The sequence below is a fragment of the Micromonospora sp. NPDC050980 genome (genome assembly GCF_040653835.1).
In the GTDB taxonomy this organism is placed as follows: domain Bacteria; phylum Actinomycetota; class Actinomycetes; order Mycobacteriales; family Micromonosporaceae; genus Micromonospora.
The window spans coordinates 116588-138190 of sequence record NZ_JBFAGS010000007.1; the positions used below are offsets into that span (position 1 = coordinate 116588).

General features: G+C 73.3%; 19 protein-coding genes, 1 pseudogene and 1 riboswitch. Of the genes and pseudogenes, 8 read left to right on the forward strand and 12 right to left on the reverse strand.

The features are described from left to right. Positions 1–142: 142 nt before the first annotated feature. The 3 genes and pseudogenes from AB0H28_RS13715 to AB0H28_RS13725 form a co-directional block, all read right to left on the reverse strand. Positions 143–1174 carry an iron ABC transporter permease gene (locus AB0H28_RS13715; RefSeq protein WP_358039034.1) on the reverse strand — a complete coding sequence of 344 codons (1032 nt, stop codon included), beginning with the start codon at positions 1172–1174 and terminating at the stop codon, positions 143–145. Positions 1175–1299: 125 nt separating this feature from the next. Beyond that, on the reverse strand, positions 1300–2232 hold the full coding sequence (locus AB0H28_RS13720; protein ID WP_358038524.1) for an ABC transporter substrate-binding protein: 933 nt from the start codon (positions 2230–2232) through the stop codon (positions 1300–1302). 106 nt (positions 2233–2338) lie between these two features. Then, positions 2339–2432: riboswitch (cobalamin riboswitch) on the reverse strand. A gap of 120 nt (positions 2433–2552) precedes the next feature. Continuing rightward, positions 2553–3860, reverse strand: a pseudogene (locus AB0H28_RS13725) (M14 family metallopeptidase); the annotation flags it as partial. A gap of 205 nt (positions 3861–4065) precedes the next feature. Here AB0H28_RS13725 and AB0H28_RS13730 point away from each other — a divergent pair. Next, positions 4066–5406 (forward strand): C39 family peptidase, encoded by a 1341-nt coding sequence (locus tag AB0H28_RS13730; RefSeq protein ID WP_358038527.1) that lies wholly within the window; start codon positions 4066–4068, stop codon positions 5404–5406. Positions 5407–5465: 59 nt separating this feature from the next. Here AB0H28_RS13730 and AB0H28_RS13735 read toward each other — a convergent pair whose 3' ends face one another. Genes AB0H28_RS13735 through mqnE form a run of 3 tightly spaced genes read right to left on the reverse strand, consistent with a single transcriptional unit; the run spans position 5466 to position 7377 of the window. Continuing rightward, positions 5466–5744 (reverse strand): DUF4229 domain-containing protein, encoded by a 279-nt coding sequence (locus tag AB0H28_RS13735; RefSeq protein WP_358038529.1) that lies wholly within the window; start codon positions 5742–5744, stop codon positions 5466–5468. 26 nt (positions 5745–5770) lie between these two features. Continuing rightward, a complete protein-coding gene (locus AB0H28_RS13740) occupies positions 5771–6199 on the reverse strand; it encodes a hypothetical protein (protein ID WP_358038532.1) in 429 nt (142 codons plus the stop codon). Between the two features lie 8 nt (positions 6200–6207). After that, positions 6208–7377, reverse strand: coding sequence for an aminofutalosine synthase MqnE (gene mqnE / locus AB0H28_RS13745; protein WP_358038535.1), 1170 nt, complete (start codon positions 7375–7377; stop codon positions 6208–6210). A 229-nt stretch (positions 7378–7606) separates the two neighbouring features. Here mqnE and AB0H28_RS13750 point away from each other — a divergent pair, with 229 nt between their 5' ends. The 4 genes from AB0H28_RS13750 to AB0H28_RS13765 all read left to right on the forward strand — a co-directional run bounded on the left by AB0H28_RS13750 (position 7607) and on the right by AB0H28_RS13765 (position 14027). Then, the gene (locus AB0H28_RS13750; RefSeq protein ID WP_358038538.1) at positions 7607–9271 is read left to right on the forward strand and encodes a C40 family peptidase; all 1665 of its coding nucleotides are present in this window, start codon (positions 7607–7609) and stop codon (positions 9269–9271) included. A 110-nt stretch (positions 9272–9381) separates the two neighbouring features. Beyond that, a complete protein-coding gene (locus AB0H28_RS13755) occupies positions 9382–10983 on the forward strand; it encodes a hypothetical protein (protein ID WP_358038540.1) in 1602 nt (533 codons plus the stop codon). Positions 10984–11169: 186 nt separating this feature from the next. Next, the gene (locus AB0H28_RS13760) at positions 11170–13194 is read left to right on the forward strand and encodes a DEAD/DEAH box helicase (RefSeq protein WP_358038543.1); all 2025 of its coding nucleotides are present in this window, start codon (positions 11170–11172) and stop codon (positions 13192–13194) included. 212 nt (positions 13195–13406) lie between these two features. After that, a complete protein-coding gene (locus AB0H28_RS13765; protein ID WP_358038547.1) occupies positions 13407–14027 on the forward strand; it encodes a putative glycolipid-binding domain-containing protein in 621 nt (206 codons plus the stop codon). Between the two features lie 4 nt (positions 14028–14031). Here the strand turns inward: AB0H28_RS13765 and AB0H28_RS13770 are convergent, their stop codons facing one another. The 3 genes from AB0H28_RS13770 to AB0H28_RS13780 are packed head-to-tail and all read right to left on the reverse strand — an operon-like array spanning position 14032 to position 16472. After that, positions 14032–15123: a PLP-dependent cysteine synthase family protein gene (locus tag AB0H28_RS13770; RefSeq protein WP_358038550.1), complete on the reverse strand. Its 1092-nt coding sequence runs from the start codon at positions 15121–15123 to the stop codon at positions 14032–14034. 10 nt (positions 15124–15133) lie between these two features. Beyond that, positions 15134–15973: an SDR family oxidoreductase gene (locus AB0H28_RS13775; protein ID WP_358038553.1), complete on the reverse strand. Its 840-nt coding sequence runs from the start codon at positions 15971–15973 to the stop codon at positions 15134–15136. A gap of 40 nt (positions 15974–16013) precedes the next feature. After that, complete coding sequence (locus AB0H28_RS13780; RefSeq protein ID WP_358038556.1) at positions 16014–16472, reverse strand: Lrp/AsnC family transcriptional regulator; 459 nt, start codon at positions 16470–16472, stop codon at positions 16014–16016. Between the two features lie 269 nt (positions 16473–16741). On the opposite strand from AB0H28_RS13780, the gene AB0H28_RS13785 reads away from it, so the two are divergent. Then, on the forward strand, positions 16742–17008 hold the full coding sequence (locus AB0H28_RS13785) for a BldC family transcriptional regulator (RefSeq protein ID WP_013473529.1): 267 nt from the start codon (positions 16742–16744) through the stop codon (positions 17006–17008). A 65-nt stretch (positions 17009–17073) separates the two neighbouring features. Here AB0H28_RS13785 and AB0H28_RS13790 read toward each other — a convergent pair whose 3' ends face one another. Further along, the gene (locus AB0H28_RS13790) at positions 17074–17718 is read right to left on the reverse strand and encodes a UbiX family flavin prenyltransferase (protein WP_358038559.1); all 645 of its coding nucleotides are present in this window, start codon (positions 17716–17718) and stop codon (positions 17074–17076) included. A gap of 101 nt (positions 17719–17819) precedes the next feature. On the opposite strand from AB0H28_RS13790, the gene AB0H28_RS13795 reads away from it, so the two are divergent. Further along, entirely contained in the window at positions 17820–18785 is a 966-nt protein-coding gene (locus AB0H28_RS13795; RefSeq protein ID WP_358038562.1) for a terpene synthase, read from the forward strand. Between the two features lie 40 nt (positions 18786–18825). Here the strand turns inward: AB0H28_RS13795 and mqnP are convergent, their stop codons facing one another. Continuing rightward, positions 18826–19728, reverse strand: a complete 903-nt coding sequence (gene mqnP, locus AB0H28_RS13800) for a menaquinone biosynthesis prenyltransferase MqnP (protein ID WP_358038565.1) — start codon at positions 19726–19728, stop codon at positions 18826–18828. Next, entirely contained in the window at positions 19725–21185 is a 1461-nt protein-coding gene (locus AB0H28_RS13805; protein ID WP_358038568.1) for a menaquinone biosynthesis decarboxylase, read from the reverse strand. The genes mqnP and AB0H28_RS13805 overlap by 4 nt, the downstream gene beginning before the upstream one ends. A 243-nt stretch (positions 21186–21428) precedes the next feature. On the opposite strand from AB0H28_RS13805, the gene AB0H28_RS13810 reads away from it, so the two are divergent. Then, the gene (locus AB0H28_RS13810; RefSeq protein WP_358038571.1) at positions 21429–21602 is read left to right on the forward strand and encodes an alpha/beta hydrolase; all 174 of its coding nucleotides are present in this window, start codon (positions 21429–21431) and stop codon (positions 21600–21602) included. Position 21603: the final 1 nt, after the last annotated feature.

Here is a 21603-nt window from a genome sequence, read left to right on the forward strand (position 1 = left end):
TACCCCGGCTCACTCCTCGCGCTCACGAACGCACCCCGGGCTCGCGACTGCGGGGCTCGCAAACCCGGCTCACTCCTCGCGCTCACGAACGCACCCCGGGCTCGCGACTGCGGGGCTCGCAAACCCGGCTCACTCCTCGCGCTCACGAACGCACCCCGCGGGCGGTCCGCAGGATCAGGACGAAGAACGGGCCGCCGAGCAGCGCGGTGACCACGCCGATCGGGATCTCGGCGGGAGCGGCGGCGGTCCGGGCGACCACGTCGGTCAACGCCAGGAACGCGCCGCCGAAGAGCATCGACAGCGGCAGCACCACCCGATGGCTGGAACCGGCGAGCAGCCGGACGGTGTGCGGCACGATGATGCCCACGAAGCCGATCAGGCCGGAGGCGGAGACCGCGGCGGCGGTGCCCAGCGAGGCGGCGGCGATCAGCAGGTAGCGGGAGCGCTGCGGGTGCAGCCCGAGACTGGTGGCCTCGTCGTCGCCGAGGGAGAGCACGTCCAGCTCGCGCCGGTGCGCGAGCACCACCACGGCGGTGAGCAGGAAGTAGGGCAGGACCAGCAGCACGTCGTGCCAGCCGGCGGTGGAGAGCCGGCCGAGCAGCCAGGAGTAGACCTGCTGGAGGCTGTCGGAGTGGGTCTGCAACAGGTAGGTCTGGCCGGCGGCGAGGAACGCCGACACCGCGACCCCGGCCAGGATCAGCGTCGCCGGTGACCGGTCCCGGCCGCCGGCGGCGCCGAGCAGGTACGTCATCGCGACCGCGCCGAGCGAGCCGACGAACGCGGCGAGCGGGATGGTCACCGGCAGCCCGGTGAGTGCCCCGCCGGCCCCGGCGCCGAGCACGATCGCCGCGGTGACCGCGAGCCCGGCCCCGGCGGCGACGCCGAGCAGGTACGGGTCGGCCAGCGGGTTGCGGAAGACACCCTGGTAGCAGCCCCCGGCCAGGGCGAGCAGCGCGCCGACGAGCAGGCCGAGCACGACCCGGGGCAGCCGCAGCTCGGTGACGATGGCGATCTCCCGCTCGGTGAGACCGCTGTCCAGGTGCACCCCGGGCAGCAGGTTGAGCAATTCGGCGGCGACGCTGCCGGGTGGCAGCCCGACCGGGCCGAACGAGACACCGGCCACCAGCGCCAGCAGCACCGCCGCCACGCCGGCGAGCAGCCAGCGGGTGCGCAGCCCGGCCGGCCGGACCGGCGCGTCGGCGCGGGCCGGGCCCCGGCGAGGTCGGGGCGGGCGGCCGGCCGGCCGGGGCGCGTCGGCGGCCCCGGCCGGCACGGATTCCGCCGGTCGTACGGCCACGGTCAGGCCGGGACCTTGGCGGTGGCGTCAACGATTGCCCGCAGCAGGTCGACCACGCGCGGGCCCCAGCGCGAGGCGATGTCGTCGTCGAGCGCCACGATCTGGTTGTTCTTGACCGCGGTGATGCCGGCCCAGCCGCTGCGGGCCTTGACCGTGTCGGCGCTCTGCTGGCAGCACTTGGTGTCGGCGAGGAAGATGAAGTCGGGGTCGGCCTTGACGATGACCTCCTGCGAGAGCTGCGGGTAGCCGCCGCTCTTGCCGTCGGCGTCGGCCGGGTCGGCGATGTTCTCCAGGCCGGCGAGCGCGTAGATGGTGCCGATGAAGGTCTTGCTGGTCGCGGTGTACAGCTCCGGGCCCAGCTCGTGGTAATAGGTCAGCTTCTCGGCGCGCTTGGGCAGGTCCTTGGTGAGCGCGGTGATGTCGTCGGTCATCTTCCGCACCACGGCGCCCGCCTCGGCCTGGTGCCCGGTGAGCGTGCCCAGGTCGGTGAGCTGCCGGTAGGTGTCGTCGAGCGTGGTCGCCGCCGGGGTGAGCAGGACCGGGATCTTCAGCGCGACGAGCTGGCTGACGATCTTGTTGGTGTCGTTGGCGAGCAGCACCAGGTCGGGGCTCTTCGCGGCGATCGCCTCGGCGTTCGGCTGGTAGCCGGAAAGGTCGCTCTTCGGTGCGTCCGCCGGGTAGTTCGACTGGTCGTCGACGGCGGTGACCTGCTTGCCGGCACCGATGGCGAAGAGCATCTCGGTCGAGGTCGGCGAGAGCGAGACGATCTTCTCGGGGCGCTCGGCAAGCGTCAGGTCGCCGACGCTCGCGGGGAAGGCGCCGCCCGAGGCGCCGGCGGCGGGGGTGTCGTTCGAGGTCTTCTCGGCGCAGCCACCGAGAAGCAGCACGCCGGCGGCGAGCGCGGCGGCGAAGAGCCGGGGGGTACGGCGGGTCATCGGTCCTCCTGTCGGTCGAGGAGCGTGGTGCTTCGCCGACAGGTGGGAAGGCCCGTCCGCGAGGCGCCCTTCCTCGAGAGCGCGTGTCGCGACCGGCCGCAGGCGACCTGGCTCGTCCCACGTCCGTCGGCGCCGGCGGGAGGCCGACGCCGCGCGTACGGGGCATCACAGTTGCGGGACAGCGCCGGTTTCGCACCGGCTTCGCTGTGGCACGGTCGGTGACACGGTAGCGCACGACCAGCGGAGATCGTCCGGACGGGAGGGTGGGTGGGGACCCCGGCGGGGGTGGAACCGGGGTCCCCACCTCGGCGGTGAGGTCAGCAGTACTGGCTCTGCTTGCCGATCGCCCGGTACGGGCAGTCGGCGTACTCGGACAGCGTCAGCACGGCGTCCCGGTTGCGCGAGGTCTGCGCCGGGATCACCTCGTCGGGCGGGTAGAAGCCGCCGCCGGAGGCCGAGCCGGGGTACATCTCGAAGGTGTACGCCCAGATCTTGTGGGTGCCCCACATCCAGTCGATGCTGGTGCCGTCGGCGATGTAGAGGTCGCTGGACTGCTCCGGCGTGTAGCCGTTGGACGCGGCCATCTGCCGGCCGATGGTGGCGAACGTGTCGTACTGGTCGGCGTTCATCCCGGTGGCGGTGTTGCTGTACGTGTAGCCGTACGGCCAGAGCACCAGCTGGGAGTAGGTGTGGAAGTCGATGTTCGCTTTGATCTGCTGCACCCCGCCGACGACGCGGCTGTTGACGAAGTTGCGCAGCGCGGCGGTCTCGGGGGTGGAGAAGGCGGACGGCCCGCGGTAGGTCGACGAGGACTTCGAGCTGGACGAGCCGCCGCAGCAGCCCCACTGGTAGCTCCAGTTGCGGTTCAGGTCGGTGCCGACGTACGAGGAGCCGCTGTTGGGTTGCCGGTTCTTGCGCCAGGAGCGGTAGGAGCCGGTGGCGATGTCGTACTCGCTGCCGTCGGGGTTGACCGTCGGGACGATCCAGATCTCCCGGGAGTTGACGATGTTGGTGATCCGGGAGTCGCTGCCGTAGTTGTCGGTGAAGAGGTTGAGCAGGTAGATCGCCATCTCGACGGTCAGGTGCTCGCGGGCGTGCTGCTGCGCGTTGAACAGGATCTCCGGTTCGTTCTCGTCGGTGCCGACGTTGTCGGAGATCTTCACGGCCATCAGGTCCCGGCCCTGGTAGGACGTGCCGATGCTGAGTTTGCGGGCGATCGACGGGTGGTCGGCGACCACCTGGTTCACGACGGTGGTCAGCTCGGCGTAGTCGTGGTAGTTGGAGTCGGCGGGCGGGAAGGCGTAGGCGGTGGCGCCGCCGGCCGGCGCCGGGGCGACGTCCTTCTCCAGCCGGAAGCCGAGCCGGGTGATCGCGGCGGCCTCGGCGGTGCTCGCCGTGACGTGCAGCACTCCGTGTTCGGAGTAGTCGATCGCGGCGCCGGTGTGGGCGACCGCGGTGCGGTCGGCGGCGGTGCGCGGCCCGAGTACCCGGTAGGCGACGGCCGGCTCACCGGCCCGGTCCGGGGTGGGGCGGGCGCCGGCGGGCCCGGCGGCGGCGACGACGAGGGTCAGGCCGACGGTGGCGACGAGCGCCACCCGTCGGCGGAGCGGGAGCATGCCGAAGGCCATGGAAAACCTCCTCGGGTACGGGGAGATCCCGTTGTCCGCACACTTCACCAGGAGTCACATGGTCATATCAACATTCATCGTTCTCCTTATCCATCCCGACCGGATCCTCACGCCGGCAATCATTTTCCATGCCTGAACGTCTGGCGAAACTTCCCGCCAAGCGCGACAGTGAACGGCAACGATGCCGTCTCCCCATGGAGCTGCCATGTTCGGAAGCCCCCTGCGCACGGTCGCCCTCGCCGGCCTGACCGCGCTCACCCTCCTCGGCACCACCGCACCCGCCCAGGCGCACCGCGCCCGGCCGGGCGTCACGCACGACGAGCAGATCACCTTCCAGGAGTTCTCCCGGTACCCCGACTGGCGGGGCGGCTCCCACCAGGGCACCCGGGCCGTGCCGGGCCGGCACCCCGCGCTGACCATCGGCCGGCCGGCCGGCACCACCGAATTCACCGACGAGCACACCGGCGTCACCCGCACCTGGGAGTACGCCACCTGGACCTCGCCGCAGCGGCGGATCGGGTTCGACGCCACCGAGCTGGTCGCGTCGTGGAACGCCAGCACCCCCGCCGGCACCTGGATCCAGGTCGAGCTGAACGGCACCTACAACACCGGGGAGCACACCCCGTGGTACGTCATGGGCCGCTGGGCCTCCGGCGACCAGGACATCAAGCGGGCCACCCTGGACGGCCAGGGTGACCCCTGGTCGAGCATCTGGACCGACACGTTCTCCATCGACGACGCGGCGGCCGGGGTGCTGCTGCGCTCGTACCAGCTCCGGCTGACGCTCTACCGCGCGCCCGGCCAGGCCGCCGCGCCCCAGGTGCGGATGCTCGGCGCGATGGCTTCGAACGTGCCGGACCGGTTCACCGTCCCGCCGAGCCGCGGCGGCATCGCCTGGGGCACCGAACTGGCCGTGCCCCGCTACTCGCAGAACGTCCACGTCGGCGAGTACCCGGAGTACGACGGCGGCGGCGAGGCCTGGTGCTCACCCACCTCCACCGAGATGGTCGTCGAGTACTGGGGCCGCAAGCCCTCGACGGAGGACACCGCCTGGGTCGACCCCGCCTACGCTGACCCGACCGTCGACCACGCCGCCCGGATGACCTACGACCACGAGTACGACGGCGCCGGCAACTGGCCGTTCAACACCGCGTACGCGGCGAGCTTCCCAGGCCTGGAGGCGCGGGTCACCCGGCTGCACTCGCTGGACGAGGCGGAACGGTTCATCAGGGCGGGCATTCCGGTGGTCACGTCGCAGTCGTTCCTCGCCAGCGAACTGGACGGCGCCAACTACGGCACCTCCGGGCACCTGTTCGTGATCGTCGGCTTCACCGCCGACGGCGACGTGATCGTCAACGACCCGGCCTCCTCCTCGAACGAGGCGGTCCGCAACGTCTACCAGCGTGAGCAGTTCGAGCAGATCTGGCTGCGCACCATGCGGTACCGGGACAACGGGACGGTGGCCTCCGGCTCCGGCGGCATCGCGTACCTGATCAAGCCGCTCGACCGGCGGTGGCCCACCGCCCCCAACTCCACCAACTGGTGAGGTGAAAGGAGGGGCCCCTTCTTAACGCCTGGTGTAGAGAGGGGGCCCCTTCTCACCACTCAGCCTCGGGGCTCGCCCGGAGCGTCGGTGGGCTGGTCGTCGCCGGCCAGCGCGGAACGCAGCCGGTCCTTCTCCGCGCGACGCCGCTCCGACGCCTCGGCCATCTCCCCGGCCATCTCGTCCCGCCAGCCCCGGAGCAGGAAGAACGACAGCGCGGCGGAGGAGACCAGCGCCAGCATCAACCGGAGGAACATGTTCATCTCGACGAACCAGAGGGCCGCCAGCACACCGACGAACAGCCCGACCCGGCCCAGCGTGTACTTGACCGCCGCGCTCATGCCCGATTTCCCACTCTCTCCGTGCCTCAGCCCGTCCGTCGGGCCAGCCAGTGCACGCCATGAAACCAGATGACCGCGTAGACCACGGTGAACACCGCCGCGGCCAGCGCGCCGGTGAACAGCGGCGGCAGACCGGCGGCCAGCCCGGCCGCCACCAGCCCGGCCAGCACGCCGACCCCGACACCGACCAGCGCGGCCAGCACCCGGGCGGCGCCGAACTCCCAGGCCCGGAAGTCGTCCCAGAACAGCCAGAGCGGCAGGATCACCGCCAGCCAGCCGTTGGTCCGCCCGAACCCGCCGGCACCCACGGCGGCGAACGCCCACTCGAAGAGCAGCAGCGCCAGCAGGCCGATCACCAGGCCGGCGAGCGTCACGCCGAGCAGGTCGCCCAGCGTGAGGATGCGTCCCTCGGCGTCCCGCCGGGGGAAGGCTCGCTGCTGCTCCTGGGCGCCCATCGCCGAGGTCAGGCCCAGACCTGCTGGGGCTCGGAACGACGCTCGGCCATCGACGGCGCGGCGTCGTACTCGCGGACGGTCTCGTAGCGGGTGTTGCGCTCCACCGGGCGGAAGCCCGCGTCCCAGATCAGGTGGAGCAGGTCGTCGCGGTGCATGGTGTTCGGCGTGCCGTACGAGTCGGCGTCATGGGTGATCTTGTATTCCACGACCGAGCCGTCCAGGTCGTCCACGCCGAAGTTGAGCGAGAGCTGGGCCACCGACAGCCCGTGCATGACCCAGAAGCACTTCACGTGCGGGACGTTGTCGAACAGCAGCCGGGACACCGCGAACGTCTTGAGCGACTCGGCCGGCGAGGCCATCGTCGTGCGGGCCTGGATCCGGTTACGGACCTTGCCGTCCGCCGAATCGACGAAGTCGTGCTGGTAGCGCAGCGGGATGAAGACCTGGAAGCCACCGGTCTCGTCCTGGAGCTCGCGCAGCCGCAGCACGTGGTCGACCCGGTGCCGGGGCTCCTCGATGTGGCCGTAGAGCATGGTCGCCGGCGTCTTCATCCCCTTCGAGTGGGCCAGCGCGTGGATCCGCGACCAGTCCTCCCAGTGGCAGGCGTGGTCGACGATGTGCTGCCGGACCTCCCAGTCGAAGATCTCCGCGCCACCGCCGGTCAGCGACTCCAGCCCGGCGTCCATCAGCTCGTCGAGGATCGCGTCGGCGGTGAGCCCGCTGATCTTCTCGAACCACTGCACCTCGGTCGCGGTGAACGCCTTGAGGTTGACCTTCGGCAGCGCGGCCTTCAGCTCGCGCAGCACCTTGGGGTAGTAGCGCCAGGGCAGCGTCGGGTGCAGGCCGTTGACGATGTGCAGCTCGGTGAGCTGCTCGTCCTCCATCTCCTTGGCCTTCCGGACCGCCTCGTCGATCCGCATCGTGTAGGCGTCCTTCTCGCCCGGCTTGCGCTGGAAAGAGCAATATGCGCACGACGCGGAGCAGACGTTCGTCAGGTTGAGGTGCCGGTTGACGTTGAACATCACCCGGTCGCCGTTGAGTTCGGTGCGCTTGTGGTGAGCCAGCCGGCCCAACCAGGTCAGGTCGTCGCTCGCATAGAGCGCGATGCCGTCGGAGCGGGTCAGCCGCTCCCCCGCGTAGACCTTCGCTTCGAGCTCACGCTTGAGTCCGGCGTCCATCCGACAGCCACGTCCTTCCACCTGGGGTCCCGATCGAGCGTACGTCGCGACTCGGGCGGTCCGCCGACGCGGTCGACCGCAGCGACCCAGTTCACCAGCCGTCACCCTCCGCACATCGACATCGCTGCGTCGGTGAGGTAAGACAAGAGTGGGACGGAACACACACCGGGGCCGTCCTGTCTCAGCACGCCCACAGGCGCGAGGCGCACCAGCTCGGACGGGGAGCGGAATGGTCGACAGCACCAAGGCCCGACGGCGACGAGGCCGACCACCGGTGATCTCGCCGGTGCTGCGCCCGGCGCTCTGGTCCGCTCTGCTCGGGGCGGTCGCGGCTGCGGCGCTCGCCACCCCCGCATGGGCCGATCCGCTGCCCGACACCATCCCCCGCACCGGCTCCCGGCCGCAGGTCACCGGCACCCTCCAGTTGCCCACCGGGGCGGGCGCCGTTCCCGGCGCCCCGGTCCCCGGCGGCGCGACGGGCCGGCCGGGCGCCACGACCGGTGTCGGCAACCCCGCGGACGGCCCGCTGATCGCGCAGATCAACCAGGTCGACGCCCGGGTCGCCCAACTCGGCGACGACCTGCTTCGGATCAAGGGCGAGCGCGACGCGGCCCAGGCCGAGCTGACCACGGCCACCAGCCGGCTCACGGACGCCCAGGCCGCCCTCACCCGGGCCCAGGAGAACGCCAAAAGCGCCGCCGCCAACGCGGTCAAGGCCGACGCCGCGTTGCCGCCGGGCGAGTTCGGCGTCAGCCTGCGCCAGTTCAGCGACCTCCAGCGGATCACCCGGGGCGACAAGGCCGAGGGCGCCAGCACCTCGCTGACCGGCGAACTGCTCCGCGCCACCGACGACGAGCGGGTCGCCCGCGAGGCCCACGCCTCGGTCCAGCGACGGGTCACCGAGAAGACCGCGGAGTTCACCCGCATCGAGACGGACCTGCACAAGCAGGAAGCGGCTCTGCTCAAGCTGCGCCGGGACAATGCCGCCAAGCTGCTCGACATCGAGCGCCAGGAGGACGCCGCCGAGCAGCAGCGCGGCAACCCGTACGTCGTCAGCCAGAGCATCAACGGCCTGGTCGCCGACCCCCGGGCGCTCGACGCCGTGCGCTATGCCCTGGCCCAGCTCGGCGACCCCTACCTCTGGGCGGCGGAAGGGCCGGACCGGTTCGACTGCTCGGGCCTGATGCTCGCCTCCTACCAGGCCGCCGGCTACCGGGGCCTGCCGCGAGTCTCCCGGGACCAGTATTTCGCGACCCGGTCGCGCACCGTCAGCCCGAATGCGTTGCTCCCCGGCGACCTGCTCTTCTTCGCCTCGAGCGGCAGTTGGACCAGCATCCACCACGTCGCCATGTACGTCGGCAACGGCAAGATGGTCGAGGCGCCCCGGACCGGCGACGTGGTGAAGATCTCCGTGGTTCGCTGGTCCCGGCTCTACGCCGCGACGCGGGTGGTGGGCGCCGTGCCGGCCCCGGCCACGCCCGTGCCGGTCCCGACCGTGCCGACCAACCCGCCGAAGCCGACACCGAAACCGACGAAGACGGGCACGCCGAAGCCCACCGGCACACCCAAGCCCACCGGCACACCCGAGCCCACCGGCACACCGAAGCCCACCCCGACCGGGTCCAGCCCGTCGCCGACCCCGTCGACGAGCACCACGCCGACGCCGACGACGAGCCCGTCCGAGTCGCCGAGCCCGTCGCCGAGCCGGACCGCGACCGCCACGGCGGAGCCGAGCACGACCTCGGCGAAGCCGACCGAGAGCGCCGCGCCGTCGAGCAGCGCCGCGAAGCCGACCGAAAGCGCGGCCAAGCCGACCGAAAGCGCCGCGAAGCCGACCGAGAGCGCGGCCAAGCCGACCGGCAGCAGCTCCGCGAGCCCGACCAGCGCCGGCTGACCCCAACCGTCCACTCCGGCTGTGCTCCCGGGCCGGAATGTGGCACGGTGAGATCCAGGCACTTCCGGCCGGCGCCACGGTCGGGGGCGAGCGTGGGTGCGGAGGGCGAGATGGGCGAGCACGAGGTTCCGGCGGAGACGGTCCACCCGGGAGCCACGCCCGATCCCGTCGGCGACGCCGACGAGCGCCCGCCGGCGCCGGTGGCCGTGGCACGGGCCCGGGTCAGTGTGGCCGGCGTGGCCGTCCCGCCGCCGTCGGACGGGGAACGTCCCGGGCCGCCGGCCACCGCCACCACCTATCGGGCCGGCGCCGCGGCGGAGGCCGCGCCTCCGCTCGACCGGCGACGCCCCGGAGCGACCGTCCCGCCGTCCAGTTGGTCCGCCTTCGCAGCCGCCGAGCGTCCGGCGCCGGGCGACGCCGACCAGCCGGCGCGCACCGACAGCCCGGCCGGCGACCTCGCGACCCCCCGTGCCGAGCCCGAGGCCGGCCGATCGGCGCCCTCACCGGTCCCGGCCCAGGCGAACCTGCACGACCCGAACCCGGCCGACCTGGGACCGGCCGCCCTCCCCGCGCCGACCGCCGCCGCGCCGGCCCTGACGTCCACGACCACCGGCGACGCGGCCGGCCAGCCGACACCCGCTCGGGGCGACGCCGGTGCGGCCGCGCCCAGCGGCGGCTCGGAGACGGTCGTGCCGGCGTCGCGGATCTCCGGCTCCGCCCAGGTGCCCGCGCCGCGGGAGCCGGACGGTCGACCGGGCGGCGGGCCCGCGGCGAACCAGCCGGACGACCCCTTCGGGGGGCGGGTCACCCCCGCACCGCGCACCGACCCACCGGCGGCCCGCGCGAGCGCGGCGGTGCCGGGCCAGAGCCGGGTGTCCGCCGACGAGGTCGCGGTCTCGATGCCGGCCCTTCCCGCCGCCGCGAAGGTCTACCGGGCCGGCCCGGTCGACCCCGAGCCGCCGGAGCCCGCTCAACCGCCGGAGCCGGCGCAGCCGCCGACACCGCACGGGCCCGAGCCCGAGCCGGCACCGACCCCGGTGCCCGGTCCGACGCCCCCGTCGCCCGCCCCGCCGGTCCCCGAGCCGGAGCCGCCGCTCCGCCCGACCCCGCCGGTGCCCACCCCGCCGGTGCCCGCGCCGTCGCCGGAGCCCGGGCCGTACCAACCCGGGCCGATCCCGCCGGTGCCCGGGCCGCCCGTGCCGCCACCGGGACCACCGGTGCCGCCGCCGGGTCCGATGCCGGCACCGCCGTTCCCGCCGCCGCCGGCCATGGCGGGTGCCGCCGGGAAGCCGCCCGCCTGGGCCGGCGCATTCGCGTCGCCCCCACCCTCGCCGCCGGTGGTGCCGGCACCGGCGCTGCCGACCTGGCCGCCGCCGGCCGCCACCACCCGGGACGTCGAGGCCACCCGTCCGGTACGCCCCCAGCCGGGCAGTCAGGACCTGGCATCGACCGTGTACGGCGGCACGGAGGGACCCGGCTTCGCCACCGTCTCCCTCCCGCAGGGCGGCCCGGCCGAGACCACCGGTTCGCTGACCGGTCACATCCTGGCCCAGGGCTGGTCGGAGGACGCCCCGACCGCCCGGGCCCGCAACACCAAGGTCATCATCGTGCTGGCTGTCGCGCTGACGGTGCTGATCGCCATCAGTCTGCTCGTGGTCTTCCTGGCCAACGACGCCCTAAGCGGGCTGACCGGTTCGACGCTGACCCGCTGACGGGGTGAGCCCGCCCACTACGACCGCGCGCTGCGATGGCCGTGTCGGCGAATCGCCGTACACTTGTCGGGATCACTGACCCGGCGTGCCGACTGCGCGCCCATGGGCGATCTTGCGGGCGATTCGACGGCGTAACGGTGCCGCGGCGGGCCATCGCGAAGATGCGCCCCGCTCGAAAGGCAACTCTTGACCACCTTCGCTGCCTCCGGCACGTCCCCGTCCCTCGACCCGACCATCGACACCACCGACTTCGCCTCGCTCGGCCTGCCCCGGCCGCTTGTCGAGGCGCTCGCCCGGCAGGGCATCACCACCCCGTTCGAGATCCAGCGGGCCACCGTGCCGGACGCGCTGGCCGGCCGCGACGTGCTGGGCCGGGGCCAGACCGGCTCGGGCAAGACGCTCGCCTTCGGCCTCCCGGTGATCGGCCGGCTCGCCGAGCGCAACCGGGCCCGGCCGTTGCACCCCCGCGCCCTGGTCCTGGTCCCCACGCGCGAGCTGGCCATGCAGGTCAACGATGCGCTGGTGCCGCTCGGCAAGGCGGTCGGCATCTTCCTGAAGACCGCCGTCGGCGGCGTGCCGTACGACCGGCAGATCGACGCGCTGCGCCGGGGCGTGGAGATCGTGGTGGCCACCCCGGGGCGGCTCGGCGACCTGATCGCACGCGGTGTCTGCCGGCTCGACGACGTCGAGGTCACGGTGCTGGACGAGGCCGACCAGATGGCCGACATGGGCTTCCTGCCCGAGGTCACCGAGCTGCTGGCGAAGACTCCGGCGGACGCCCAGCGGCTGCTCTTCTCGGCCACTCTGGACAACGACGTCGACGCGCTGGTCAAGCGATTCATGACCGACCCGGTCACGCACTCGACCGCTCCGGCGACGGCCGCCGTGTCCACCATGGATCACCACCTGCTGCTGATCCCGCCGCACGACAAGTTCGCGGTCACGGCGTCGATCGCCGCCCGCGACGGCCGCACCATGGTCTTCGCCCGGACGCAGCTCGGCGTCGACCGGCTGGTCGAGCAGCTCGCCGCGGTCGGCGTGCGGGCCGGTGGCCTGCACGGCGGCAAGACCCAGCGGATGCGCACCAGGACGCTTGCGGAGTTCCGCGAGGGCCGGACGAACGTGCTTGTCGCTACCGACGTGGCGGCCCGTGGCATCCACGTCGACGGCGTCTCGCTGGTGCTGCACGTGGACCCGCCGAAGGATCCGAAGGACTACCTGCACCGGGCCGGCCGCACCGCGCGGGCCGGCGAGTCCGGCGCGGTGGCGACCCTGGTCCTGCCGAAGCAGCGGCGGACCACGATGGCGATGTTGGAGAAGGCGGGCGTCGAGCCGTCCCAGGCGCGGGTCCGCGCGGGCGACGAGGCGCTGGCCGAGCTGACCGGGGCGCGCGAGCCCAGCGGCCAACCGGTGCGGGACGAGCCGGAGCCGCGGCGCGGTGGCGGCTCGCGCCGCTTCGGCGACCGCGACGGCCGGGGTTCCGACCGCGGCGGCCGGGGCTTCAATCGCGACGGCCGGGGCTTCGACCGCGACGGCCGGGGCTCCAATCGCGACGGCCGGGGCTTCGACCGCGACAGCCGGGGCTTCGACGGCGAACGGGGCGGGCGCGACTTCGCCGACCGTGGCGAGCGCCGGTTCGGCGACCGTGACGGCCGTGGCGAGCGCCGGTTCGGCGACCGGCCCGCAGGTGAGCGGTCCGGTGACCGGTTCGCGGACCACGGTGGTGACCGCCGGTTCGGCGACCGGCCTGCCGGCGAGCGCTACTCGGGCGAGCGGTCCGGCGGCGAGCGCCGCTTCGGACGACCGGAGCGCCGCGACGACCGGGGCTTCGACGACCGGGGCTTCGGCGAGCGGGGCGAGCGCTTCGGCGAACGGGGGACCGGCGACCGTAGCCAGCGCGGCGAGCGCTTCGGCGGCCAGCGCGGCGACGACCGGCGCTTCGGCGAGCGGGCCGACCGGCCGTACGGGGACCGGCAGCGGCCGGCCGCCGGCCGCGGAAACGACCGGGACGAGCGGCGGTACGACGACCGGCCGGGCGGCTCGCGCGGCTTCGGCGACCGGCGTCAGGAGGACCGCCCGCACGCCGAGCGGCGTTTCGGTGACCGGGGTGACGCGCGTCCGGCCGAGCGCCGGGGCGGTTTCCGGACCGAGGGGCGGGGCCGGGACGACCGGCGCGGGTTCGGCGGGCGTCCGCCCGCGCGTACCCACTGATCCGAGCGCGCCCAACCGCTGCCGCCGCCAAGCATCCGCTCGGCGGCGGCAGCGCGTCTGTCCGGGACGCCCGCGCCCGGGCACCCCGGAGCCGATGTCCGGCCCGGCTGAAGGTGCCAAGGGCCCTGATGTCGTTCTACCCGCGCGGGGCAAGACAGGGCAGCATCGCGCATCCGCTGCCGGTGGCCGCCGGCTCGCGTAAGGTCCGGTCCATGCCGAAGTCGCTCTTCTGGACCAGGACCGACACCGCCGGCTCCGAGCACGTGGTGCTCGACGACCGTGAGGGGCTCACCGCGCAGGGCGTGGCGCTGGCGGTCGACCCGATCCCCTACACCTGCCGATACCGTCTGACGATCGCGCGCGACTGGTCGACAAACCGGCTGGAGGTCGACGCGGAGGGCGCCGGCTGGGCGCGGAGCGTACGCCTGGAGCGGGGCCGCGACGGGTGGCGCGTGCGTACCGGTGAGGAGGGCGACCTGGACGCGGCGCTGAGCGCGGCCGGGCACCCGCCGGCGGGCCTGCCCGGCACGGACGACCCGGACCGGCTGGCCGAGGCGCTCGACGTCGACCTGGGTGGTTCCCCGCTGACCAACACGCTGCCGATCCGCCGGATCGGGCTGGGCCGGCTCCCCGCCGACCTGGCCACCGGCGTGACGGTCGCCTGGGTGCTGCTGCCCGGCCTGGCCGTGGTGCCGGCCGAGCAGGTCTACACCTCGCTCGGCCCGGGCCGGGTCCGCTACGCCAGCGGCACCTTCAGTGCCGACCTGGAGGTCGACCCGGACGGTTTTGTGGTGCGCTACCCGGGGCTCGCCGAGCGGGCCGGCGCCCGCTGACCGCTCAGGCCGGCCAGGTGCCGTCGGTCAGGAACCGGTCGACGGCGGCGAGGTGCGGGGCAAGGTCGAGGCCCTGCGCGGCCACCCACTCGTCGGAATAGTAGGTGTCGGCGTAGCGGTCGCCCGGGTCGCAGATAAGGGTGACCACGGAACCGGTCCGGCCGGCGGCGAGCATCTCCGCGATCAGCCCGAACGCGCCGTGGAGGTTGGTGCCGGTGGAGCCGCCCACCCGGCGGCCGAGCACGGCCGAGCCGGCCCGCATCGCGGCCAGTGACGCGGCGTCCGGCACCTGCACCATCCGGTCGACCACGCTGGGCAGGAAGGACGGCTCGACGCAGGGCCGGCCGATGCCTTCGATGCGGGACCCGCGATCGGTGCGCACCGACCAGTCACCGGCCTGCCAGGCCGGATAGAACGCGGAGTTCTCCGGGTCCACCACGCACAGTTTGGTGGGCAACCGGCGGTAGCGGGCGTACCGGCCGATGGTGGCGCTGGTGCCGCCGGTGCCGGCGCCCACCACGATCCAGGCCGGCACCGGGTGCCGCTCCAGCGCGAGCTGGGCGTAGATCGACTCGGCGATGTTGTTGTTGCCCCGCCAGTCGGTGGCCCGCTCGGCGTAGGTGAACTGGTCCATGTAGTGCCCGCCGGTGTCCTCGGCCAGCCAGCGCGCCTCGACCACCACCTCGGCCGGGTCGTCGACCAGGTGGCAGCGCCCGCCCTGGAACTCGATCTGGGCGATCTTCTCCGGGGAGGTGGAGGCGGGCATGACGGCGATGAACGGCAGCCCGAGCATCCGCGCGAAGTATGCCTCGGAGACCGCTGTCGACCCGGACGACGCCTCGACGACTGTGGTGTCGCGGCAGATCCAGCCGTTGCACAGGCCGTAGAGGAACAGCGACCGGGCCAGCCGGTGCTTGAGCGAGCCGGTCGGGTGCACCGACTCGTCCTTGAGGTAGAGGTCGATGCCCCAGTCCCGGGGCAGCGGGAAGGGCAGCAGGTGGGTGTCGGCGGAGCGGTTGGCGTCCGCCTCGACCGTGGCGATCGCCTCGGTCAGCCAGCGCCGGCCGGCCTCGTCACACCGGTCGAGATGAGTCACGCCGGCAACGTTACAAGCGAGGTGGGCTCGCCTCCGGCCGGACCCGGCGGGCCTGCCGGCGCTGCCCGGCCCGGCCGGCGGCCCGCACCACCGGGGTCAGGGCCAGGGCGAGCCGGGGGTACGCGTCGAGCAGCCGCACCTGCGCGCCGCGCCAGCGTGGCAGGCTGACCACCGGGCGGGGCCGGCGGGCCAGCCGGACCGCCCGGGCGGCGACCCGCTCGGGGGTGAGCAGCGACCCGGTGAAGGAGGCCAGCGCGCCGGGGTCGTCGAGCTTGTCGTGCAGCATCGGCGTCCAGATCCCGTCCGGGCACAGGCACGACACGTGTACGCCGCGGACACCGGCCATCCGCAGGTCGGTGAGGGTGCCGAGGCTGAACGCCAGCAGGGCGTGCTTGCTGGCCGCGTAGACGGTCTCACCGGGCGCGGCGATCAGCCCGGCCAGCGAGACGACGTTGAGCACGTGCCCGTGGCCCTGCGCCCGCATGACCGCCACGGCGGCCAGGGTGCCGTTCATCGCGCCGAGCGCGTTGACCTCCACCACCCGGCGTCGGGTCGGCGCGTCGTGCGCCCAGGAGGGGCCGGTGACCAGGATGCCGGCGTTGTTCACCCAGAGGCCGAGCCCGCCCGGTGTGCCGGCCGCCTCGGCGGCCACCGCGGCGCAGGCGTCCTCGTCGCGTACGTCGAGGGGGCGGGACCAGCCGCCCAGCGGCCCGGCCGTGTCGGCCGCCGCGTCGGCGTCGACGTCGGTCAGCAGCACCGGCCAGCCGTCGGCGTGCAGCGCGGCGGCGAGCGCCCGGCCCAGGCCGCCGGCCGCCCCGGTCACCACGGCGGCGCCCCGCGATGTCGTCATCGGCGCACGTTAACCGCCGGCACCGCGGTCCGGCCAGGGGTCAGGTGGCCGGGAGTTCGAGCGGCTGGGGGCGGTTCTCCCACTTGGTCGACAGGGCGATGCCGGTGCGGGTGGAGGCGACCCCCGGGATCCGGTTCAGCCGCACGATGAGCTGTTCCAGCTCGGCGATGGTGCCCACCCGCGCCTTGAGCAGGAAGGACTCGACTCCGGCCATGAAGTAGCAGGATTCGATCTCGGGGATCTGGCGGAACGACTCCAGCACGTCGTCGGTGTCCGCGTCGGAGTCCTCCACGATGCCGATCAGCGCGGTGACGCCGAGCCCGATGGCTTCCGGCTCGACCTCGGCCCGGTAGGCGCGGATCACCCCACCGGCTTCCAGCTTGCCGACGCGCTCGTGCACGGCGGGTGCGGAGAGGCCGACCTGCCGGGCCAGCTCGGCGTAGGACAGGCGGGCGTTGCCGCGCAGCAACTCCACGAGGCTCAGGTCGATCGTGTCCACGGAGAGTGACCCTATCCTTTTGGGCGTGACCGGACGTGGTCGGCACCCGTTGAACATGACGTCACGTCGCCATTCACAAACGCGCGGTCACGGGGGTTCTACGCCGGTACCATTTACTAACTTTCCCACTGTGTGCGTTTTTCGCGTTTGGCGGACACGCCCGTTCGCTGGTGCTGTAATTGCCATACGTCCCTCATGACGGCTCTGGGCTCGCACCGGCCGGGGGCAGTGTGTTCAGCCGGGGGCTTCGTCGACGCGAGGAGGGGGCTGTGGACACTGGAGATCGCCTGCTGACACCGGGTGAGGTCGCTGCGCTGTTTCGGGTTGACCCGAAGACCGTGACCAGATGGGCAGCGGCCGGCCGGATCGGCAGCATCCGGACTCCAGGCGGGCATCGCCGGTTTCGGGAATCCGAGGTGCGGGCCCTGCTTGAGGGGGAGGGCATGCTGGACGAGGCGGAAGACATGGGCAAGGCACGCAACATGGGCCCGACCGCCTCGACCGGCCCCGGCCCGGCGAACGCCGGCATGTACTGAAGCGATCGGGGCGCGGTGCGGCCGGGTGGGCCGGGCCGCGCCCCGACCGGTCGCGGGCCGTACGGTCAGGCCGGGTCGACGTCCCGGCGGGCCGCGGCCAGTTGACCGGACCAGCGCCGGAACAGCGTGTGCCGGACGCCGAGCGCGTCGAGCACCTTGCCGGCCACGAAGTCGACGAGTTGCCCGGCGGAGGCCGCCGCCCCGGCACCGTAGAAACCGGGGCTGGCCGGCAGCACCACGGCGCCGGCGTCGTGCAACGCGATGAGATGCTCCAGGTGGCTGCGCGTCACCGGGGTCTCCCGGGGCACCACCACGACCGGCCGGCGTTCCTTCAGGTTCACCTCGGCGGCGCGTTGCAGCAGGTCCTTGGAGAGCCCGATGGCGATGCCGGCGCAGGCCGCGGTGCTGGCCGGCACGACCGCCATGCCGCGTACCCGGTAGGAGCCGCTGCTCGGGCCGGCGGCCAGGTCACCGGCGGGCCAGTGCCGCAGGTCCGCCCCGGTGAGATCCCGGTCGAGCCAGGCGGTGAGGTCCTCGGCCCAGTGCGCGTCCCGGAAGGGCCGGCCGGTCTCGTCGAGGACGGTCAACCGGGCCGCCCGGGAGACGATCAGGTCCACCGCCTGGCCGGCGTCGAGCAGGCCCCGGACCACCGCCGCCGCGTACGGGGTCCCGGAGGCGCCGGAGACGCCCACCACCCATGGTTCGCGCATGGCAGTAAGCCTGCCAGGCCACATGTCCGACGGGTCGACGGGGCTTCCCGTGACGTGGGATTCTGCTGTCCGGCGATCCCCCTGCACGGAAGGGCTCGGTGATGACGGCTGCGGTGCTGCGTGCGCTGCGCTCCGACTGTCCCGTCCCGCCTCGACTCTCGCCCTACGCGGACGAGGTGCAGGGGTGGCTGGTCGATCGGCTCGACCGCCTCGACCTGCCGCTGGACCCGGGCACCCGCCGCCGGCTGGCCCGGGCCGGCTTCGCCCGCTATGCGGGACGGCTCTACCCGGACGCCGCCGAACCCGACCTGCGGGTGCTCACCGCGCTGTTCACCTGGTTCTTCCTGGTCGACGACGCCTGCGACGGCCCGGACCGGCTGGCCCCGGCGCAGATCCGCGCGCTGCGCGACGGGGCGCTCGCGCTGCTCCGCGACGGCCCCCGGGCCCGTCACCCCGGCTTCTCCGGGCCGCTGCGCCGGCTGCTGGTGCAGGCGTGGCGGGAGCCGCGCCACCGGATGCCGGCACGCTGGCGGCTGCGGTTCGCCGACGCCGTGGCCGACCACCTCGACGGCGTCGCCCGCGAGGCCGCGGCGACGTCGGCCGGCCGGCCGCCCGGCGTCGCCGAGTACGTGCGGCTGCGCCGGGCCACTTCGGCGGCCAACGTGTCGTACCCGCTGATCGAGTTCGCCGCCCGCCGGCCGCTGCCCGACGCGGTCTACCACCATCCGGCGTTGCGCCGGCACGCCGATCTCGCCAACGACCTGCTCTCCTGGTTCAACGACATCGCGTCACTGGGACGCGACCTGTCGACCGGCGGCGGGCACAACCTGGTGCTCGCGGTGGCCGGTGAGCGGGGCGTGCCGTTGCCGGTCGCGGTGGATCTGGTGGCCGGGCACTGGCGGGCCGAGATGAGCCGCTTCATGGCGTCGCGCGCGGCGGTGCCGTCGTTCGGGCCGGCGTTGGACGAGGCGGTCACCGCGCATCTCGACGGGGTGGCCGCCGCGGTGCGCGGCACCGTCGACTGGACGTTGGAGAGCGCCCGCTACCCGGCCGCGGCGACGCCCTGACCGGGTGCGCGGCCGACCGGGCGAGCGCCGTCCGGCCCGGTCAGGGGCGCAGGTCGAGCCGGACCACCAGGTCGAGCAGGGCGAGCAGGAACAACGCGATGCCGACGAACCCGTTGGCGGTGAAGAACGCCCGGTTGACCTTGCTCAGGTCGGTGGGGCTGACCACCAGGTGCTGGTAGGCGAAGGCGACAGCGGTGAGCGCCAGGCCGATCCACCAGAGCCAACCGAAGCCGACGAGCGCGCCGAACCAGATGAACAGCGCGAACGTCACCACGTGCGCGGCCGTGGAGGCGTGCAGCGCGAAGCGCCGGCCGTAGCGGGCCGGGACGCTGTGCACGCCGATCTCCCGGTCGATCTCCGAGTCCTGGCAGGCGTAGATCAGGTCGAAGCCGCCGATCCACAGCCCGACCGCCGCGCCGAGCAGCCAGGCCGGGCCGGAACCGGCGAACGTGCCGGTGACCGCCAGCCAGGCGCCGACCGGGCCGACCGCCTGGGCCACCGCGAGGATGGCGTGCGGCCAGTTGGTGAACCGCTTGCCGTACGGGTAGACCACCAGCGGCACCACGGCCAGCGGGGCGAGCGCCAGGCAGAGCGGGTTGAGCAGCGCGGCGGCGGCCAGGAAGACCACGAGCGCGACGACCGCGCCGGTCCACGCCGTGCGCACGCTCACCGCCCCGGTGACGAGTTCCCGGTTCGCGGTACGCGGGTTCCGGGCGTCGACGCGCCGGTCGAGGATCCGGTTGGCGGCCATCGCGAACGTCCGCGCGCCGACCATCGCCACGGTGATCAGCAGCAGGTCTGCCCAGCGCACCCGCCCGCCGTGCACCTGCATGGCGGTCAACGCCGACAGGTACGCGAACGGCAGCGCGAACACCGAGTGCTCGATCGCGACGAGTTTGAGGAAGGACGTGACCCGGCCGGGCCGCTCCGCCAGCGCGGTCATCGGATGCCGTACTCCTGCCAGCGCTTGTCGACCAGGGAGACCACCTCGGGGGACATCCGCATCTCCTCCGGCCAGCCACGGGTGTAGCCCTCGGTGGGCAGCTTGCGGGTGGCGTCCACGCCCGCCTTGCCGCCCCAGAACTGCTGGTAGGAGGCGTGGTCCAGGTGGTCCACCGGCCCCTCGGTGAGGAGCAGGTCGCGGGCGTAGTCGACGTTGCCGAAGGCGCGGAAGGCGACCTCCGAGTAGTCGTGCACGTCGCAGTCCTCGTCGACGATCACGATCAGCTTGGTCAGCGACATCATGTGCGCGCCCCAGATCGCGTTCATCACCTTCTGCGCGTGCTTCGGGTAGCGCTTGCGGATCGACACGATCGCGCAGTTGTGGAAGACGCCGGCGGCGGGCAGGTCGTAGTCGACGATGTCCGGGATCAGGAACCGCAGCAGCGGCGCGAAGATCCGCTCGGTGGCCTTGCCGAGGCCATGGTCCTCCTGCGGCGGCTGGGACGTGACGATCGAGTGGTAGACCGGGTCGCGCTGGGTGGTCATGGTCTCGATGTGCAGCACCGGGAACGGCTCGACCGGCGTGTAGAAGCCGGTGTGGTCGCCGAACGGCCCCTCGGGCAGCCGCTCGCCGGGCTCCAGGTAGCCCTCCAGCACGACCTGCGCGTGCGCCGGCACCTGCAACGGGACGGTCAGGCAGTCGACCATCTCGACCCGCTCGCCGCGCAGGAAGCCGGCGAACAGGTATTCGTCGATGTCGGCGGGGAGCGGCGCGCTGGCGGCGTAGGCGACCGCCGGGTCGGCGCCGATGGCGACCGCCACCGGCAGCCGCTGCCCGAGCCGCTCGGCGACGGCGTGGTGCGCGGTGGAGTTCTTGTGGATCTGCCAGTGCATGCCGAGCGTGTTCCGGCCGTGCTGTTGGAGCCGGTAGAGGCCGAGGTTGCGCTTGCCGGTCTCCGGGTGCTTGGTGTGGGTCAGCCCGAAGTTGTGGAAGATCCCGCCGTCGCCCGGCCAGACCTGGAGCCCGGGCAGCCGGTTGAGGTCGACGTCGTCGCCGGAGTAGACCACCTGCTGGCAGGGGGCGGTCTTCACCTTCTTCGGCGGCATGGACTTGAGCTGCATGACCTTGCCGAGGCCGCCCATCATGCCGGCGAAGCCCTGCGGCAGCTCCGGCTTGAGCAGCTCGCCGATCCGCTCGCCGATCTCGTCGAGCCGCTCGACGCCGAGCGCCATGGCCATCCGCTTCTCGGTGCCGAACAGGTTGACCGCCACCGGCATCTCGCCCCGGGTGGGCCGCTCGAACAGCAGGGCCGGCCCGGCGGCACGGACGGTGCGGGTGACCACCTCGCTCATCTCCAGCGTGGGGTCGACCGGGACGCTGACCCGCCGCAGCTCGCCCGCGCGCTCCAGGGCCGCGAGGAAGTCCTTGAGATCGTCGTACGGGAACCCACGCGCCATGCCCCCATCCTCCCCCACCGCTGCGCGGTGTAAGGAGGGGCCCCTTGTTAACGCCTCCGGTAGAGGAGGGGCCCCCTGTTAACAACCCGCTTCGCGGGACGGAGGTCGGGCGGGTGGTCGCCCCGGACCTGCGCGGCTTCGGTGACAGCGACGCCCCGCCGGGCGGGTACGACAAGAAGACGGTCGCGGCCGACCTGCACCGGCTGCTGACCGGGGTCGACCCGGCCGGGGAGGAAGCTGCCGATGCCAGTGCTCGCCATCGGCGCGCAGGCCAGCCTGGGCGGCCCGGTGGCCGAGCAGGTCCGGCGCTATCCCGACTCGGTCACCGGTGCGGTGGTCGAGGACTGCGGCCACTGGCTGTGCGAGGAGCAGCCGGCGAAGCTGGCCGCGCTGCTGCTGCCGTTCCTCAAGGGTTAAC

What these genes read in the sequence shown, in the direction of transcription:
- AB0H28_RS13720 (WP_358038524.1), bottom strand. Translation starts at nt 2,232, where the DNA reads ATGACCCGCCGTACCCCCCGGCTCTTCGCCGCCGCGCTCGCCGCCGGC.
- AB0H28_RS13730 (WP_358038527.1), top strand. Translation starts at nt 4,066, where the DNA reads ATGTTCGGAAGCCCCCTGCGCACGGTCGCCCTCGCCGGCCTGACCGCG.
- AB0H28_RS13735 (WP_358038529.1), bottom strand. Translation starts at nt 5,744, where the DNA reads ATGAGCGCGGCGGTCAAGTACACGCTGGGCCGGGTCGGGCTGTTCGTC.
- AB0H28_RS13740 (WP_358038532.1), bottom strand. Translation starts at nt 6,199, where the DNA reads ATGGGCGCCCAGGAGCAGCAGCGAGCCTTCCCCCGGCGGGACGCCGAG.
- mqnE (WP_358038535.1), bottom strand. Translation starts at nt 7,377, where the DNA reads ATGGACGCCGGACTCAAGCGTGAGCTCGAAGCGAAGGTCTACGCGGGG.
- AB0H28_RS13750 (WP_358038538.1), top strand. Translation starts at nt 7,607, where the DNA reads ATGGTCGACAGCACCAAGGCCCGACGGCGACGAGGCCGACCACCGGTG.
- AB0H28_RS13755 (WP_358038540.1), top strand. Translation starts at nt 9,382, where the DNA reads ATGGGCGAGCACGAGGTTCCGGCGGAGACGGTCCACCCGGGAGCCACG.
- AB0H28_RS13765 (WP_358038547.1), top strand. Translation starts at nt 13,407, where the DNA reads ATGCCGAAGTCGCTCTTCTGGACCAGGACCGACACCGCCGGCTCCGAG.
- AB0H28_RS13775 (WP_358038553.1), bottom strand. Translation starts at nt 15,973, where the DNA reads ATGACGACATCGCGGGGCGCCGCCGTGGTGACCGGGGCGGCCGGCGGC.
- AB0H28_RS13790 (WP_358038559.1), bottom strand. Translation starts at nt 17,718, where the DNA reads ATGCGCGAACCATGGGTGGTGGGCGTCTCCGGCGCCTCCGGGACCCCG.
- AB0H28_RS13795 (WP_358038562.1), top strand. Translation starts at nt 17,820, where the DNA reads ATGACGGCTGCGGTGCTGCGTGCGCTGCGCTCCGACTGTCCCGTCCCG.
- mqnP (WP_358038565.1), bottom strand. Translation starts at nt 19,728, where the DNA reads ATGACCGCGCTGGCGGAGCGGCCCGGCCGGGTCACGTCCTTCCTCAAA.
- AB0H28_RS13805 (WP_358038568.1), bottom strand. Translation starts at nt 21,185, where the DNA reads ATGGCGCGTGGGTTCCCGTACGACGATCTCAAGGACTTCCTCGCGGCC.
- AB0H28_RS13810 (WP_358038571.1), top strand. Translation starts at nt 21,429, where the DNA reads ATGCCAGTGCTCGCCATCGGCGCGCAGGCCAGCCTGGGCGGCCCGGTG.